We start from the raw sequence: 15375 nt of genomic DNA, 5'->3' as shown, positions 1-15375 counted from the left end.
GCTAGAGCAAGGTAATGAGATCGGTCGCACCGACATCGATGCCGGCCTGGCTGAGCAAGGTCGTGATCTGGCCGCGGTGGTGCGTCTGGTGATTGAAGAAATGCAGCAGGACAAAGCCCAGCGGGCGCTCGAACGATTCGCCGGCCCGGTTGAGATAGGTCAGCGGCTGATCGCAATGGGCCGCCGTCAACTGCCCGGCAAAGGCAAGAATCGTCTCGTCCATCACTATCCGGGCAGCACGCAGAGAGGGGAAATCCTCATGCACTGGCCCGGTGAGCAGATAGGGATGGGTCAAGGCGTGTACCGGCGCCAATGCGCTGAAATCGGCCGGGTGCTCGGCAAAGCGCTTCATCCAGATCGTGTCGGCTTTGAGCAGATGATCCAGCGTGCCGAACACCGAACCGAAAAACGCGCCGCAATGCTCGTTTAGCGCCACGTCGTCCCAGTCGGCGACGGCGGCATACAGCTTGTCGTTCATCCATTGGTTGTAACGAGCCAGGAGCTGGATGTCGCGCGGAGCGGGCATGGTCGGTATCGGCTGGTGGCGTCTGCCGGCGATACTGAGGCCATCGAAAAAAAAGCGCTACTGACGACCGGCACGCTCAGCGTGTGTGCAACCAGTACACCTGGATGCCGTTGGCGCGATCCTCGGCACGCTGGCCTTCGCGCCCCTCCACCACGGTGCCCCAGGTCGAACGCAGGGCGCCGATCTGCACGCGGTCCACCCGGACCTGCTCCCCCTGCGGAATGATGAAGCGAGCCTCGACCACCATCACGCCTTCGCGCTCGAAGACCAGCGTTGCGGCCTTGCCCAGGCTGGCGCCCCAGCCGATATGCAGCTCGCACGGAATGGGCGTAAACACGCCGCGGTTGTCCAGGCTCCAGCTCTCGGTCTTGCGCAGCAGCGACTCCAGATGCGGATCGCTCCAGTTGACGACGTTGCCCGAAGGGCCCGGCGGCGGCTTGTTGTAATGGCTCATAGTCGCGACAACCCGTTCATGCGCGTCATCACGGCACCACGGTTACCCGCGGCAACGCTGCCCGCATTAGTCGGCATGATGCCAGTCCCCCGCGAAATGCGGGTGACGCCAAGATAAATATGGTCGGCCCCTGTGCGGACGCGTGGCAGCATGAACTTACGGACTCCGGTGTGTCGCCGGTTTATCGTCCTGCGGGGGAATTACTTTAGGGTCACAGTAAGGACCTCAGTTTCCGTCGTCGCCCCGGCGAACGCCGGGGCCCGGCGTCTTCAGCGCGTTGAGCGCAAGTCACTAGATGACCAGCTTCGCTGTTGTAAAGCGCCTCCGGCGTTCGCCGGGATGACGGCTAGGAGATGCCTTCGAATCTTACTGCCCAGCAGGCAACTGCTCGAGCATTTCCGTAGCCAGCTTGCCGTAATCGCCATCGAAGTGATGGTCACCCTGCTTGGCGTCGACACGGATCCAGCTCGGCAACGAGGGCTCGGTGCAGATGGTGTCGTCGCTCTCGTCCTTGCCGTAGTAGCAGACCACCGGGGGGTGGGCGTCGAGCGCCAGCAGCGGCGGCAAGGCGTCGTAGTGCTGCACCGGGTTGAACTTCTGGAGCCACTCCTGCGTGTGGGTCTTGAACCAGCCCTCGCGCATGTAGCCTTCCATCTCGATCTCGAAGCTGGCGTCGCGGGTGGGCGACAGCAGCACCAGTTGGGCGATGGTGGCGCGGTTTTCGGGTTGCAGCTTGCCGATGATCGAAGGCAGCACATCGGCGCCGAACGAGAAGCCGATCAGCCACACGCGCTTTTTCTTGAATGTCGCCAGATTCTGCTGGATCAGCGCATCGAGATCGACCGCCGAATCGGCCGCCGAACGCGTCCGCCAGAAGTAGCTCAGCGCGCTCACGCCCAGCACCGGCACACCGCGCTCGCTCAGCTTGGCGCCCAGTTGCTTGTCCAGGTCGCGCCAGCCGCCATCGCCGGAGTACACGATGGCCAGCACGTCTTCACGCCCCGCCGGCGGCGTAGCGCCCGGCGCGGGCTCAATGACCGTCAACGACTCGGCCATGCTGGTGTGATGCCAGGGCTGCCACAAAAGCACGCCCACTGCGGCGCCAATAACGACCAGCGCAAATACCGTCCACAAGACTTTTTTCATCGACGAACCATACCCGATAGGCCACCGGAAATCAGACTGGCCAGATTGGCCAGCGCTACCGGCAAGGCGATATTGGCCGGCACCGCCAGATAGCGCGGCTCCCACTCGGGATCGAACTTGTCCTTGTAGCGATGCAGGCCGCGGAAATTATAGAAACGTTCGCCGCGGCCGAAGATCATCGCGCCGAAGCGGCTCCACAGGGTCGCGGTGCGGCGGCTCTGCAAGCCCGACAAGGGTGCCATGCCGAGGTTGAACCAGCGATAGCCTTCTTGCTTGGCCCACATCATCAGCTGGATGAACATGAAGTCCATGATGCCGGAGGTGCTGTCGGGCATGTGGCGCATCAGATCCAGCGAGGCTTCTTCCTTGCTGTCGGTAAGGAACAGATTGGAGAACGCCACCGGCTCCTCGCCCTGCCAGATAATCGCCATCGGCGTACGGCTCAGGTAAGCCGGTTCGAAGGTGCCCAGCGAAAACCCTTTTTCTCGCACACGCTTATCGCGCATCCAGGCATCGGAGATCTGCTTCAGCCGCGGCAGCATCGCCGGTACTGCCTCGGCCGGGATGATCTCCAGGCGCAGGCCGTCGCGGGTGAGCTTGTTGACGGTGTTGCGCAGCACTTTCTTCGATTTGCCGTCGAGATTGAACTCGTCCAGTTTGACGCGCGCTTCCTCGCCGATCTTGAGCAGATTCATGCCCACTTCGAGATACAGGTCGAGGTCTTCAGGCCGCACCTGATAGAACAGCGGCCAGCCGCCGGCGCGTTCGCACAATTCGCGGAAGGTCCAGACCAGCTCGCGCCGCGCATCGTCGTTCTCACCGACGGGGTCGCCCATGGCGATCCAGCTGCGGCCCTCCACGTCGTACATGATGAAGGCCGTGTGGTCCGCATCGAACAGCAGCGTCTTGTCGCCCATCAGGGCCAGATGCGCCTGCGCGGACGAGTAGTTCTTGATCAACGGTAACGCCTTGACCAGGTCGCTTTCGTCCGGGAGTTGCAGACGCGGCGGTGCCGGGCGGATCAGCGATGCCAGGGCGAACAGCAAACCTGCCGCTGCCGCACCGACCAGCGCACGCAAGGCGCGCGGCGCGCCACCGTGCAGGAAGCTGAACTCCCACCACAGGTTGCTGCTGTATTCGACATGCTTGTAGCTGAAAACCACCAGCCAGCTCGCACAGCCAAGCACGGCCAGGATGGCGATGATCCAGCCGACCGAGAAATTGGTGCTGAACAACGACGCACGCCGGTAGAACAACTGGTGCGCCGGCGCCAGGCCCAGTGCCAGCAGCGACAACAGCGTCGCTTCTTCGTAATCGATGCCCTTGAGCAGCGACAGCACCGCACCGACCACCAGCAACACCAGCGTCAGCACATAGGCCGCGTCGAGTCGGCGCTGCAGGCCGCGCGCCAGGATCAGCAGCAACATGCCGACCACGCTGCTGAGCAGATGCGAGACTTCGAGGACTGGCAGCGGCAGCACATTGCGCAGGATCGCCATGCGGTCCGGAATAGCGCTGGTAGCGCCGGAGAACACCAGCACCGCACCTGACACCAAGGTCAGGCCGGCGAAGAACGGCGGCAGCAGGCCGGTGAACCAGGGCGACAACAGGCTCTTGGTGCGCAAGCCGCGCACTTCGCGCAGCAACACCATCAGGGTCGCGGCGCACAGCGGCAGGAAGTAGTAGATCAGGCGGTACGCCGCCAGCGCGCCCAGGATCGGTGCTTCCAGGCCTTCGTTGCCGGTAGCGCCGTAGCCGGCGAGCATCACCGCCTCGAACACGCCCAGGCCGCCAGGTACATGGCTGATCAGGCCGGCGATCTGACCCAAGGCAAAGATCGCCAGGTAATGCCCGAAGCCGGTGTCGACTTCGTTGGGCATCAGCAGGTAGAGCACGCTCGCGGCCAGACCCCAATCGACCGTACCGACGATGATCTGGCGCAGCGCGTTCTGCGGGGTCGGCATGCTGACCGGCCAGCGCCATACCCGCACCGGCTTGCGCAGCCACAGGCTGCCGGCCATCCACACCACTGGCAGCAAGGTCAGCAGAGCGCCGATCGGCAGGCGCAGCTCGGCAAACGGCAGCGTGGCGGGCACCGGCACGATCAGCAGCGTGACGCCGGTCAGCGTGCACAGTCCCAGCCAGAAGCTCAGCGTGCAATACAGCACGACCTTGGCCACCTCGGCGGTGGACAGGCCGGCCTGGATATAAAAGCGGTACCGGATCGATCCGGAGATCAGCAGGGCCATGCCCAGCGTGTTGCTGAAGGCATAGCTGAGGAAAGAGATAAAGCTCACCTGCGCGCGCGGCAGCCGCTTGCCGATCGAGGCCACACCGAACCAGTCGTACAGCGTCATCGCCACGTAGCTCAACGCGGTCAACACCACCGCCAGCGCGATGCGCCAATCCGGCAGGCCGTGAACGAAGCGGGCCACCTGGTGATAGCTGACTTCACGGGCCAGCTTGTGCAGCGCCCACAACGCCAGGCACAGCATCGCCAGCGACAGGAACGGCCCGGCCAGCCGGCGCAGCCACAGCGCGCCAACGCCCACCTGGGTCAAGCCATTACCTGAAATCGGAGCCTCCGCCCCATCTTGTTCCACCACGCGACTAACGCCTCCACACTATTACAACCGTCGCAGGTCGTTTCTGCGAACGGCGAAGCATAGCCTGTCAGGCCCCCGTAGGCTTCATCGTCACATAGCTAAATGACATTTCCACTCGCCCCGGACAAAAAAAGGAGCGGTGTTTAGCCGCTCCCTTCTTAGACGGCATGCATTGCCCAGGCTTAAGCCTTGCCCAGCGCCAACCGGCTGATCCAGCGATACAGCACGAACATAACCGCCGCAAACGCGATGCCGCCGATCCATACGGCCGGTACCGCGAAGCTGTCGCCGACCAGGGCCAAGGGTGCAGCATTGCTGGTGAAGGCCACGATAGCGGCGATCAAGACCAGGATCAGGCTCTCGCCCACGATCATGCCCGAGGCCAGCAGCACGCCCAGTTGCTTGGTCGCCTCCGGCTTCGGGCCGCGGTCGGCACGATGGTCGAAGTACGCACCCACCAGGGCACCGACCACCACCATCAAGGTCGTCGAGGTCGGCAGGTAGATGCCCAGGCCGACAGCCAACGCGGGCAGACGCACCGACTTGGTCGTGGCTCCCAGCACGGCATCGAGCACGATGATGACCACGCCGATAACCGCGCCGACGGCGATCAGGCTCCAGTCGATATTGTTTTCGATCACGCCCTGCGCCAGGGCCGAAATCAATCCGGCCTGCGGAGCGGCCAGGGCCTTGGCGGGATCGGCCCCCGGAACACCGGCAAAGCCGTAGGCGTGGTTGAGCAGGTCCAGCACCGGCGGAATGATCACCGCACCGGCCAGCACGCCGATCACCAGCGCCACCTGCTGCTTCCACGGCGTCGCATCGACCAACTGACCGGTCTTGAGATCCTGCAGGTTGTTATTGGCGATCGCCGCCACCGCGAATACCACCGCCGTGACGAACAGCGCGAAGGCCACCAGGGCCTTGCCGCTTTCCGGCGGCAAATGCGGCTTGACCCCTGCGACCAGCAGCATGGCCGCGGCCAGCACCACCAGGATGCCCACGCCCGACAGCGGGCTATTGGACGAACCGATCAGGCCGGCCATGTAGCCGCACACCGCCGACACGAAGAAGCTCATCAGCACCACGAAGGCCACGCCACCGATCACCAGCGTGGTCAGCGACGAGCCCAGCCCGGCACCCGCGCCGAAGCTGCCCAGCAGCCAGCCAATCGGCGCCAGACACAGCACGGTGATCAGCGCGACGATACCGATCGGCATGTCCTGCTCGGTGCGCGGCAAGGTATGCGCGTTACCGGCTGCACGCACGCGTGCGGCGGCCATGGCACCGGCCAGACCACTGACCACCGGCTTGACTAGCTTGAGCAGCGTCCAGATCGCGGCAACACCGATGGTACCGGCGCCGAGGAAGCGCACCTTGTGGCTCCAGGTCTCCTGGGCCACATCCGCCGCCGCGCCGACAACCGCAGCGAGCCCTGAGTAATGCGGCACCGCCCAGCCCCAACCGATGATCGCACCAACCAGCATCGCCACGCCGACCCACAGGCCGACCAGGTGGCCCACAGCAAACAGCGCGAAGGACAGATTGAAGTCGTAACCGCTCACCGAGCCACGGTCGTTGAGCTTGAAGTACTGCGCCACGTCGCTGGCAAACACCTTCGTCTGCACCACGACCGCAAACACCGCCGCCACCACCGAGCCCCACACCATGGCCATCAGGCCAGCCTTGTTCTCGGCATCGGAATCGGCGCTGGCATCTTCACCGCCGCCGACCTTGAGCACTTCGGCACAGGCCACGCCCTCCGGATACGGCAGGTCGGACAGGGTCACCAGCGCGCGCCGCAGCGGGATCGAATACATCACGCCCAGAATGCCGCCCAAGGCGCAGATGGCAAACGACACCCAGTAGGGAAAGCCGGTCCACCAGCCGATCATGATCAGGCCGGGCAGCACGAAGATGATCGAGGACAAGGTGCCGGCCGCCGAGGCGATCGTCTGCACGATGTTGTTTTCCTGCACCGTCGCGCCCTTGAAGTAGCGCAGGATCGCCATCGAAATCACCGCTGCCGGGATCGAGGTGGCGAAGGTCAGGCCGGCCTTCAGGCCGAAGAACACGTTGGCCGCCGTGAATACCACGGTGATGACCACACCCAGGATCACGCCGCGAGCGGTCAGCTCAGTACGGTTGTCGTCAACGGGCGGAAGGTTTGCGCTCACAAATAGATATCCTCGGCTGGGCGAAAAACGCGGATTGAAAGCTGCGACACCCTACCTGGCGAACGAACCCGAGGCCCGCGCCTATCGCCTGCTCCCCGTCGATCGCGGACACCCCGCGCCGACCCGGCATACCCCAGAGCATACCCAGCCCGGGCAGTAACACCAACGCCCGGCGTCGTCGCACCGTGGGCAGCCAGCCCACGATGCGGCGATTTCCGCTTATATCTTCACTTCGCGCACCAGGCGCATGCTCCAGGGGCACCACTCGTTACCGGGCAGGTAGGAGCCACCCACCTCGGAAAGGTGTTCCTCGATCTCCATCGGCACCGCATCGCAAAGCTCGGTGCTGTAGCCGAACAGTTCGATCGAATCCGGGTCGAGGTGGAATGGCCACGCTTCGTTGTACGCGGCACGCCCCCGAACGATCCTTCCCTTGACGCGCTGCTCGAACGCGGGCGTTCCATTGATGATGGATACGATCTTGTCCTGCAGCACCGGATCGGCCGTCCCGAAAATGAATTCGTGCGGCTCCCGAAAAGGAGCCCCGGTCGTGACAAAGGAGAAGTAGCGAGTGCCGGGAGCGACCGGCTCGTTGATCTGTTGGCCTGCCGCGAGGGCCGAACCGGAAATACACGAAGCGAAAAGGATCGCTGCCGCAAAAAATTTCTTGCGCATCATGGTCTAGATTCCTTGTGACCGAATAAGAGAAAAACGCAATCCGTGCCCGATGTGCTTGAGACGTACGGAGCGTACGAGCAGACGAGGGGATTGCCTGCAAGAAGATAGGCAAAAGCCCGCAGGAGGTTCGTGCCCAGTTCGAGATTTTCCTGTAGGGCAAAAAATAGATTTCAGAATGACCGGTATTCGAATATGTCCTGAGGCAGCGAATCACTCCATTCGGGCCATCGCCTCACGCAGAGGGCGCCACTCCAATAAATGGCATGCATTATTTTGACCAAAATCACAATTCAATAGCTTCTAAAAATATGTAATCGCATTATGTGAATGCCGAACGCCACGCACTCACTGTTCGCCCGCTAATAACCGAGCCTACATCACGCTGACTGCCCAACCATTGGAGCGGCATATGTCCATCCTTGGCGAGCTCGATTTTCGAGGATTTCGCTATCGTTACAAGCTGAGCGATAAACCTCAGGGCGAATGGCTGGTCATTCTGGGCGGCGCATTGCAAAGCCTCAACTCCTGGGATAATTATCTCGATTACTACAACAAGACCTTCCGGGTCGTGGTCTGCGACCTGCCCGGCATGGGCGAAAGCGATACCCTGCCCCGTGGTTACCCGATGGAATTTCTTGCCGACTGCCTCAAGCACCTGCTCGATTCGCTCGGTATTGCGCGCGTGCATATCAAGGCGGTTTCCTACGGCACGCCGATCACCTATCTCTTTGCCAACAAGTACCCGGAGCAGGTCGACCGGGTGATTCTCGCCGGCACCATGAAGCGGATTCCCGACGCCGTCATGGACGATACGCTCGCATCGATCCGCATCATGCAGAGTGAAGACCGCGAGCAGGCGATCGCCCTGTTCACCCGCATGTTCCTGTGTACGGACAAGCAGGACGACATCCAGAACAGTCGGCTCGCACAGAAGCTCCTGCGTATCGGCATCTCGAAGCTGAGCGCCGTGCGGCGCAAGAACTATGTCGAAAATACCTTGCGCATGATCAACACGCCGCATCTGAACTACAGCGACTGCGCTCACCTTCCGTTTCTGATCTTTACCGGCGAATACGACAGTTACACCCGCCCCGAATACTGTCGCGAAGTAGCGCAGCTGTTGCCTTCGGCCCACTACACGCTGATCAAGCACGCCGACCATCTGGCTAACCTGGAGCAATTCGATACAGTAAGCCGGCTTTGCGAAGACTTCTTCGCCGGCCGCGACATTAGCCATGAGGCCAACTGCGGGCCGTATGAGCACCTCGGTGTCATGGCATGAAATCGGGCCAGGCCAGCAAGACCGCCGAAGCCGTTGCCGCTGTGCGCGCCAGACACCGGATCTACGACTCGCCGCTGATAGTGGACGATCCCTGGGCGATCGAACTCACCAGTGCGGCGTGGCGGCGCATCTGTCGCAGCCGCATGCTCAGCTGGCTGGTGTTCGGCCACCTGCTGGCCGCATTGCGACCCGTGCAGGGCAATATTCTGGGGCGAGCGCGCTATGTGGAAGAAAAGCTCGCCCAAGCGTCAGGCGGCGATATCCAATACGTCATCCTGGGTGCGGGCCTGGATTCCTACGCGCTGCGACAGAACCCATCGCCCGAACGCCTGCACATCTGGGAAGTCGATCATCCAGACAGCCAGGCGCAGAAGCTGGCCAAACTCAAAAAGCTGGCTGTAGCCATCCCTGACAACGTTCGATTCATTCCCGTCGACCTGCAGGCCACGCCTCTGGCTGAGGCATTAGGCACGCACGGCTTTCCTTTTCAGTCGACCTCGTTCATTTCACTGCTTGGCGTGTCCTACTACATCAACGAAACCGCGTTGTTCGCACTAATCGGCGACATCGCCAAATACTTCGCGTCCGGTTCGCAGCTGGTGCTGGACATACGGGTCAGCAGACAGTTCATTGCGACGGACTATCTGGCTACGTTCGAAAAGACCGAGCGCTTCACGCGCAAGCGCGGCGAGCCGATGATCAGCGACTTCGATCCGGGCAGCTTCATTGCGCGCGCCCAGAGCCTGGGTCTGAAGCTACGCGAAAGCCTTTCTCCGGATGCGCAGCGGGCGCGCTATTTCGCGTCCCGGCATGACGGCCTGATACCGTCGCCGGAAATCTATTTTCTTCATTTCGAGGTCCCCTGATGTAACGCAAAGGGCGCCAGTGATGCTGGCGCCCTCTGTCCTCACTGCTACAGCTTGGCCCGAAGATGCGTCTGAGCTTGCGATGGTTCGGCCTGGGCCGGTTGTTGTTGCTGAAACCTCTCCATGGCAAACGGCCACCTTCTCGAGCTTTCGGCCAAAGGCGTATCCAAACCCTTTACGGTGTCTACCGCGGCAAACTTGTTGAAGTTGCCCATCGATGGTTGACCCTGAGCGGCGACGACCTTGCTGCGGTCGGCATTGAGCGCCACCCCGTCGATCCGCTCCATACCGCTTGCGCGCGCGGCCACGGTCAGCGAGGCTGCCAGATTGGAACTGCGCTCATCCGACGGGTGCGCATATTTCTTGTCCATTGCCTGCACCCAACCCAAGGCCTGCTTGTACATCGCGTGATCGGGATGCGCACTATTGTCCAGACGAACAGGTGCAACTGTTGACGACGATGCGGCCATGGTCGGAGGCGCCAACCGGTGCAGATTCGTCTGCGCTTCGGCAGCCCTCTCCGACGTGCGACGCACGATGCCGAACTCTTCGCGCTGCTCCAGAAACTTGGCCACCGTCGCCGGCTTGACGTCCGGGATACCTTCCAGCTTGGTCTTCGCACCCGCATGCCAGGCCACCTGGCTGCTCCAGCCCTCGGCAAGCTGGCGAGATCGGTCGACACTTTCCAGCCGATGCTCGCGCTCCGCCTTCAACGATGCTCCAGGTGTCGCATCCTGCTTCTTGCTGTCGTAGAGCTCCCTGCCTTCTCGATCAAAAATCCGGATGGGCACACCATCATTCTTGCGAAGCTGGTCCAGATTGCCCGGCAACTTGGCATAAACCTCCTCCTGGATGTGCGCCGGAACATACCGTCCGTGCCCCTCCGTACCCATCGTCATCGCGAAGCGCGCTTCCACGCCCAGCTCGCTTTCCAGCCGGTGCGTTGCCAGGGCGCGCACTTCGACCTCGTAGCCTTTCTTGTGCAGTTCGGAAACGAGTTCCGCCGCGCTCTCATACTTACCCAAGGTGGTATCGATGATGAGATTTTTCTGCTGACCTATCGCCGCGGCACGAAGCTCTTTCGCCCACTGGCTTGCATCCTCATGCGTCTGATCGGCCCACGAATAAGGATTACGTGCCTTCAAACCGCGCACATCGGGATAGAAATCGCGCATCTGATCTGGATCGACGACCACCGCGTGGCCGCCGAATTCGTGCAGCGCGGCCGCCGCTACAGCCCCCTTACCGGCCCCGGGCTGGCCTGCCAGAATGACGGCTCGCGGCTTGTCTTGCGATCCCACATCGTTCAATACCGTAACGATCTGCTCGTCAAAGATCTTTTTGTGCAGCTCGGCGTCAAGCTTGCTCATAAAATGTCCTTATCGGATGCATCGTGGAAATACGCCCAGAGTTCTTCGTCGCCGATCCACACCTGCTTGAACGTCGCACGCTGCAGCAGCTTCAACTTCTCCTCGGCGTAAGCCACATGCGCGGCATCGCCGGAGGCGCGCGCGGCATCGAGCTCGGCCTGGGCATCGCCGACAAACGAACTTAATCCCTCTTCAATAGCCCATAACGCTTGTTCGAAAACGGGTACGCCAGCGGATGGGTGCGATACCGCGTGATGCAACAGCCATTCCAGCTTTGTCAGATAAGCGGGATAGGCAGCAAGCCGGTCGCGTAGATTTTTCGGCACGGGCGGCGAAGCAATCGTATTCATAGTCAATATCCCTTTTGATAATCATCAAAGCGAGAAGACGCGACGCACAAACACGTGAAGCCACCTCCGGATCACGGAAGATAAATCAACAAAATCATCCAGAAGCACGTTGCGCTGGAACATGGTGCAGGTAAAAAAACGCAACGCGGTAGCGGGTTTATATTTTCACACCCTATTACCGGTGACAATCTCCCGGGCCACCTTAAAAATCGCCCAGTACACCGCCTGACGGACAGAAACCGTCCAGCACCCGGCCCTCTCGCTCTCATCGGATCCGGCAAGGCAGGCTCGACGCTTGCCTGGAGCTGGCCTTGCCACAGGCGAGGCCAGCCCACGGGTTATGCCCCGTGGGCCGGCGACGCTTATACCTTTGCGGTATGTTGCGCCTGAACTTGCTGGGGTTGCGCCTGTGTCTGCGTTTGCGACTGTTGCTGCTGTTTGAAGGCCTCCATGGCTTGCGGCCACTTTGCCGAGGTCTCCGCTACCGGCGTGTTCAACCCCTGCATGGTGTCGACGCGCGCGAACTTGTCGAAGTTACCCAGGGCCACCTGACCTTGAGCGGCCACCACGGTAGCCCCCTTATCGTCAAGCGCAATGCGATCGATTCGCTCCATCCCATTGTTGCGTGCCGCCACGGTCAGCGCCGCGGCCAGATTGTCACTGTGCACATCGGGCGTATGCCCTTTGGACTTGTCCAGCTCATGCACATGATCGAGGGCCTGCTTGTAGATCGCATGATCGGGATGCGAGGCGTGGTCCAGACCAAGCACCGTACCGCCGGAAGAGGAAGATGACGCACCGCCATGAGTCGGCGCATCGGGTTGCTTCGGCGACGATGTGCTTCCGGACGTACCGGGTTGACTGCCCGGGCTTGAAGAACTCGGGCCCGATCCCGGGCCCGATGGACCTGAACTCGGACCGCGGTCGTGCGTCGGGTCCTGCGACTGCGATGTGCTGGCGACCGGCGCAGTGAGCCTGCGCAGATTGGCCTCAGCTTCGTGAGAGCCTATGTTCAAGCGCTCAACGACGCCGAAAGTCTCCCGCTCCTGGACGAACTTCGCGACCGTTTTCGGTTCGACGCCAGGGATGCCTTCCAGCGTCTTGGTGGCGCCCTGGTGCCAGCTCACCTGCTGCTGCCAACCTCGTGCGATTTCGGCCGAACGCGTGACATCGTCCAATCTGCCAGCGCGTGCCGACTGCAGCGTCACGCTCGGCGCGGTGCTTTGCTTCGCGCTGTCGTAGAGCTCCTGGCCTTCTCGATTGAAGATGCGAATCGGCACATTGTCGACGGCTTTGAGCTTGTCCAGGTTATCGGGCAGCTTGGCATAAACCTGCTCCTGGATGGCTGCAGGAACATACCGACCATGCCCTTCCACACCCATGGTCTTGGAAAAACGCGCTTCTACGCCAAGCTCGCTTTCGAGTCGATGGGTGGCCAGGGCACGCACTTCAACGGTATAGCCTTTATCGCGCAACTCACCGACCAGCCTCGATGCGCTCTCGTATTTACCCAGCGTGGTATCGATGATGAGATTCTTTTTCTGGTCGATCGCCGCCGAGCGAAACTCTCCCGCCCACTTGCTGGCATCCGCATGCGTTTCATCGGCCCAGGCGTAAGGGCTCTCTGCTTTCAAAGCACGCACGTTCGGGTAGAAGTCGCGCATCTGGTCCGGGTCGACGACCACCGCGTTCTCACCGAGCTCACGCATGGCGGCAGACGCTACGCCGCCCTTTCCAGCCCCAGGCTGGCCGGCAAGAATGATGGCGTGCGGCTTCTCCTGCGAGGTCGCACCATCCAGATTCGGGGCGATCTGCTCCCTGAAAATCTTGTCATGCTCCTCTTTCGTCAGCTCGGTCATACAACACCCTTGTCAGATGCACCGTGGAAAAAAGCCCAGAGGTCCTGGTCGCCAACCCATACATGCTTGAACGTCGCAGCCTGCATCAGCTTGAGTTTCTGACGGGCACGTTCGATGTTGGCCTGATTGCCGGACGCCTCGGCCGCACTGGCCTCAGCCTGGGCGTCGCCGACAAACGAACTGAGCGCTTCTTCAATCGCCCATAAAGCCTGTTCAAAAACAGGCACACCGGCAGATGGATGGGCTACGGCGTCATGCAATACCCGATCCAGTTTTGCCAGATGACCTGGGTATGACACGAACATGTCATGCAATTTCTTCGGTACGGGTGGTGAGGCAACCGTATTCATAGATAGTCAGCGTCCATTTTAGATAACAGTTAAAGTGTTAAATGCAACACGTCCACACAACACAAGATGATCGCAATACCTCATCGCACACACTGCGATGCATGTCCGGAATTTTGATCGACCCAGGCATTTCGGCACAAAAGATCACCATCCCGGCCAAGGCCGAAATGGTGATCAGGAACGGCTTTTCCTTCAGTCGTCCGCGTTCGGGTCCATGCCCGGGAACAGCACTTCGGTGTAACCGAACTTGGCAAAATCGGTAATGCGCGACGGATACAGGCGCCCGATCAGGTGGTCGCACTCGTGCTGCACCACCCGTGCGTGGAATCCCTCAGCAGTGCGTTCGATACGCTCGCCTTTGGGATCGATGCCTTCGTAGCGAATCAGGGTGTAGCGATTGACTGCGCCACGCAGCCCCGGCACCGAGAGGCAACCTTCCCAGCCTTCTTCCATGTCCTGCGACAACGGCGTGATCACCGGATTGATCAGAATGGTTTGCGGCACGGGTGGCGCATCGGGATAACGCTCGGAGCTGTTGAAGCCGAAGATCACCAGTTGCAGATCGACGCCGATCTGTGGCGCAGCCAGCCCGACGCCGCTGGCGTGATGCATGGTCTCGAACATGTCGGCAATCAGGGTGTCCAGCTCGGGGCTTCCGATCATCGACTGCGGCACCGGCGGTGCGATGCGTAGCAGCCGAGGATCGCCCATTTTCAGAATCTCGTGGATCATGGATATCTCTTGAGTTTCACCGGTAGATCGAAACGTTTATTTGCCGAACACCTTTTTCAATAGTGAGGTGGTTTGCTGCGCCGGATTATCGCGAATGGATTTTTCCTGATCGCCGATCGTGGCGAACAAGCCATCCAGCGTTTCCTTGGTGACGTAGTCATCAAGATCCAGCGAGCTGGAACCACCACTCTTGCCGCCCAAGCTACTCAGCTTGCCCAGGCTGCCACCCAACGCGCCGCCACCGCTACCGGAGGTAAACGCCTTGTACTTCTGGGTGACGCCAACGCTGTCGGTGGTCTTGGACACGATTGGGCGAATACGCTCGGTCAGCGCAGGACCGGCGACGCGGCGGAAATAATCGGTGGCGGCATGATCGCCGCCAGTAAGAATGCCGCGCGCATCGTCGAGGGTCATCTTGCGAATCGCATCACCGAACAGGTCGGCGACCTGAGGCACGGCTTTCTCGGCGGCGCGGTTCATGCTCAGCTGAAATTCGTCGACCTTCGCCCCCTGCCCCATCTTGCGCGCCAGGTTACCGGCCTGTTCCAGCTTGCCGGGTAACGGAATGCGTACCTTGGGATTGTTCCAGAAGCCGTCGTTACGGCCCAAGGTATTGATGGCATCGGTGGTGCTCTTTGCCAGAGCCTCTTTCAGACCGGCGGCCACATCGCTATTGGGCAGGTTCACGCCATTGGGCTGGCCGGAGGTGCTTTGCTGCGTAGCGGACTTGGCCTTGTTGAGCAAATCCTTGAATTGAAATGCCGAACCGGCGAGTGGAGCGATCAGCAGGACAAGCGCAAGGCCGGTGGCAACACTACGTTTTGTCGGACGCATGGGTCTTCCTTAAGCAATGCGGGGCTCTCAGTCTACGCCGACGAGGTGTTACCCGAATGTTTGCAGGGCAGCGAAACGGGCTGTCATCTATTCGACCAATAGCTAATGCCCGGTGCGGCCCTGCGGCTTGACCCCCGCCAGCGCC

At 61.2% G+C, this 15375-nt stretch carries 14 protein-coding genes; 2 read left to right on the top strand and 12 right to left on the bottom strand.

Translation table 11 applies throughout. The features are described 5' to 3' along the window. Nucleotide 1 precedes the first annotated feature (1 nt). From QMG46_RS08855 to QMG46_RS08830, 6 genes are all read right to left on the bottom strand, one after another. Nucleotides 2–526, bottom strand: a complete 525-nt coding sequence (locus QMG46_RS08855) for a DinB family protein (RefSeq protein WP_281852144.1) — start codon at nucleotides 524–526, stop codon at nucleotides 2–4. Between the two features lie 76 nt (nucleotides 527–602). Beyond that, a complete protein-coding gene (locus QMG46_RS08850) occupies nucleotides 603–980 on the bottom strand; it encodes a hypothetical protein (protein WP_281852143.1) in 378 nt (125 codons plus the stop codon). A 366-nt stretch (nucleotides 981–1346) separates the two neighbouring features. Continuing rightward, nucleotides 1347–2126 carry an AcvB/VirJ family lysyl-phosphatidylglycerol hydrolase gene (locus tag QMG46_RS08845; protein WP_281852142.1) on the bottom strand — a complete coding sequence of 260 codons (780 nt, stop codon included), beginning with the start codon at nucleotides 2124–2126 and terminating at the stop codon, nucleotides 1347–1349. Then, a complete protein-coding gene (mprF, locus tag QMG46_RS08840) occupies nucleotides 2123–4678 on the bottom strand; it encodes a bifunctional lysylphosphatidylglycerol flippase/synthetase MprF (RefSeq protein WP_281852847.1) in 2556 nt (851 codons plus the stop codon). The genes QMG46_RS08845 and mprF overlap by 4 nt, the downstream gene beginning before the upstream one ends. Before the next feature lie 236 nt (nucleotides 4679–4914). Continuing rightward, on the bottom strand, nucleotides 4915–6909 hold the full coding sequence (locus tag QMG46_RS08835) for an OPT family oligopeptide transporter (RefSeq protein ID WP_281852141.1): 1995 nt from the start codon (nucleotides 6907–6909) through the stop codon (nucleotides 4915–4917). Nucleotides 6910–7128: 219 nt separating this feature from the next. Next, nucleotides 7129–7587, bottom strand: coding sequence for a BP74-related protein (locus tag QMG46_RS08830; RefSeq protein WP_281852140.1), 459 nt, complete (start codon nucleotides 7585–7587; stop codon nucleotides 7129–7131). A gap of 409 nt (nucleotides 7588–7996) precedes the next feature. On the opposite strand from QMG46_RS08830, the gene QMG46_RS08825 reads away from it, so the two are divergent. Both QMG46_RS08825 and QMG46_RS08820 read left to right on the top strand, forming a co-directional pair. Then, on the top strand, nucleotides 7997–8869 hold the full coding sequence (locus tag QMG46_RS08825) for an alpha/beta fold hydrolase (RefSeq protein ID WP_281852139.1): 873 nt from the start codon (nucleotides 7997–7999) through the stop codon (nucleotides 8867–8869). After that, entirely contained in the window at nucleotides 8866–9735 is an 870-nt protein-coding gene (locus QMG46_RS08820) for a class I SAM-dependent methyltransferase (RefSeq protein WP_281852138.1), read from the top strand. The genes QMG46_RS08825 and QMG46_RS08820 overlap by 4 nt, the downstream gene beginning before the upstream one ends. Before the next feature lie 47 nt (nucleotides 9736–9782). Here the strand turns inward: QMG46_RS08820 and QMG46_RS08815 are convergent, their stop codons facing one another. From QMG46_RS08815 to QMG46_RS08790, 6 genes are all read right to left on the bottom strand, one after another. Continuing rightward, a complete protein-coding gene (locus QMG46_RS08815; protein ID WP_281852137.1) occupies nucleotides 9783–11105 on the bottom strand; it encodes a zeta toxin family protein in 1323 nt (440 codons plus the stop codon). Continuing rightward, on the bottom strand, nucleotides 11102–11455 hold the full coding sequence (locus QMG46_RS08810) for a hypothetical protein (protein WP_281852136.1): 354 nt from the start codon (nucleotides 11453–11455) through the stop codon (nucleotides 11102–11104). The genes QMG46_RS08815 and QMG46_RS08810 overlap by 4 nt, the downstream gene beginning before the upstream one ends. Nucleotides 11456–11817: 362 nt before the next feature. Beyond that, nucleotides 11818–13314 carry a zeta toxin family protein gene (locus tag QMG46_RS08805; RefSeq protein WP_281852135.1) on the bottom strand — a complete coding sequence of 499 codons (1497 nt, stop codon included), beginning with the start codon at nucleotides 13312–13314 and terminating at the stop codon, nucleotides 11818–11820. Beyond that, nucleotides 13311–13664 carry a hypothetical protein gene (locus QMG46_RS08800; protein ID WP_281852133.1) on the bottom strand — a complete coding sequence of 118 codons (354 nt, stop codon included), beginning with the start codon at nucleotides 13662–13664 and terminating at the stop codon, nucleotides 13311–13313. Before QMG46_RS08800 ends, QMG46_RS08805 begins: the two co-directional genes overlap by 4 nt. A gap of 192 nt (nucleotides 13665–13856) precedes the next feature. After that, the gene (gene def / locus QMG46_RS08795; protein WP_281852132.1) at nucleotides 13857–14396 is read right to left on the bottom strand and encodes a peptide deformylase; all 540 of its coding nucleotides are present in this window, start codon (nucleotides 14394–14396) and stop codon (nucleotides 13857–13859) included. Nucleotides 14397–14432: 36 nt separating this feature from the next. Next, the gene (locus QMG46_RS08790; protein WP_281852131.1) at nucleotides 14433–15230 is read right to left on the bottom strand and encodes a DUF4197 domain-containing protein; all 798 of its coding nucleotides are present in this window, start codon (nucleotides 15228–15230) and stop codon (nucleotides 14433–14435) included. Between the last annotated feature and the right edge of the window lie 145 nt (nucleotides 15231–15375).

This window comes from Dyella sp. GSA-30 (assembly GCF_027924605.1).
GTDB lineage: Bacteria > Pseudomonadota > Gammaproteobacteria > Xanthomonadales > Rhodanobacteraceae > GSA-30.
The sequence above is the reverse complement of the archived record's forward strand: the minus strand, read 5'-3'. Positions and strand labels throughout refer to the sequence as shown.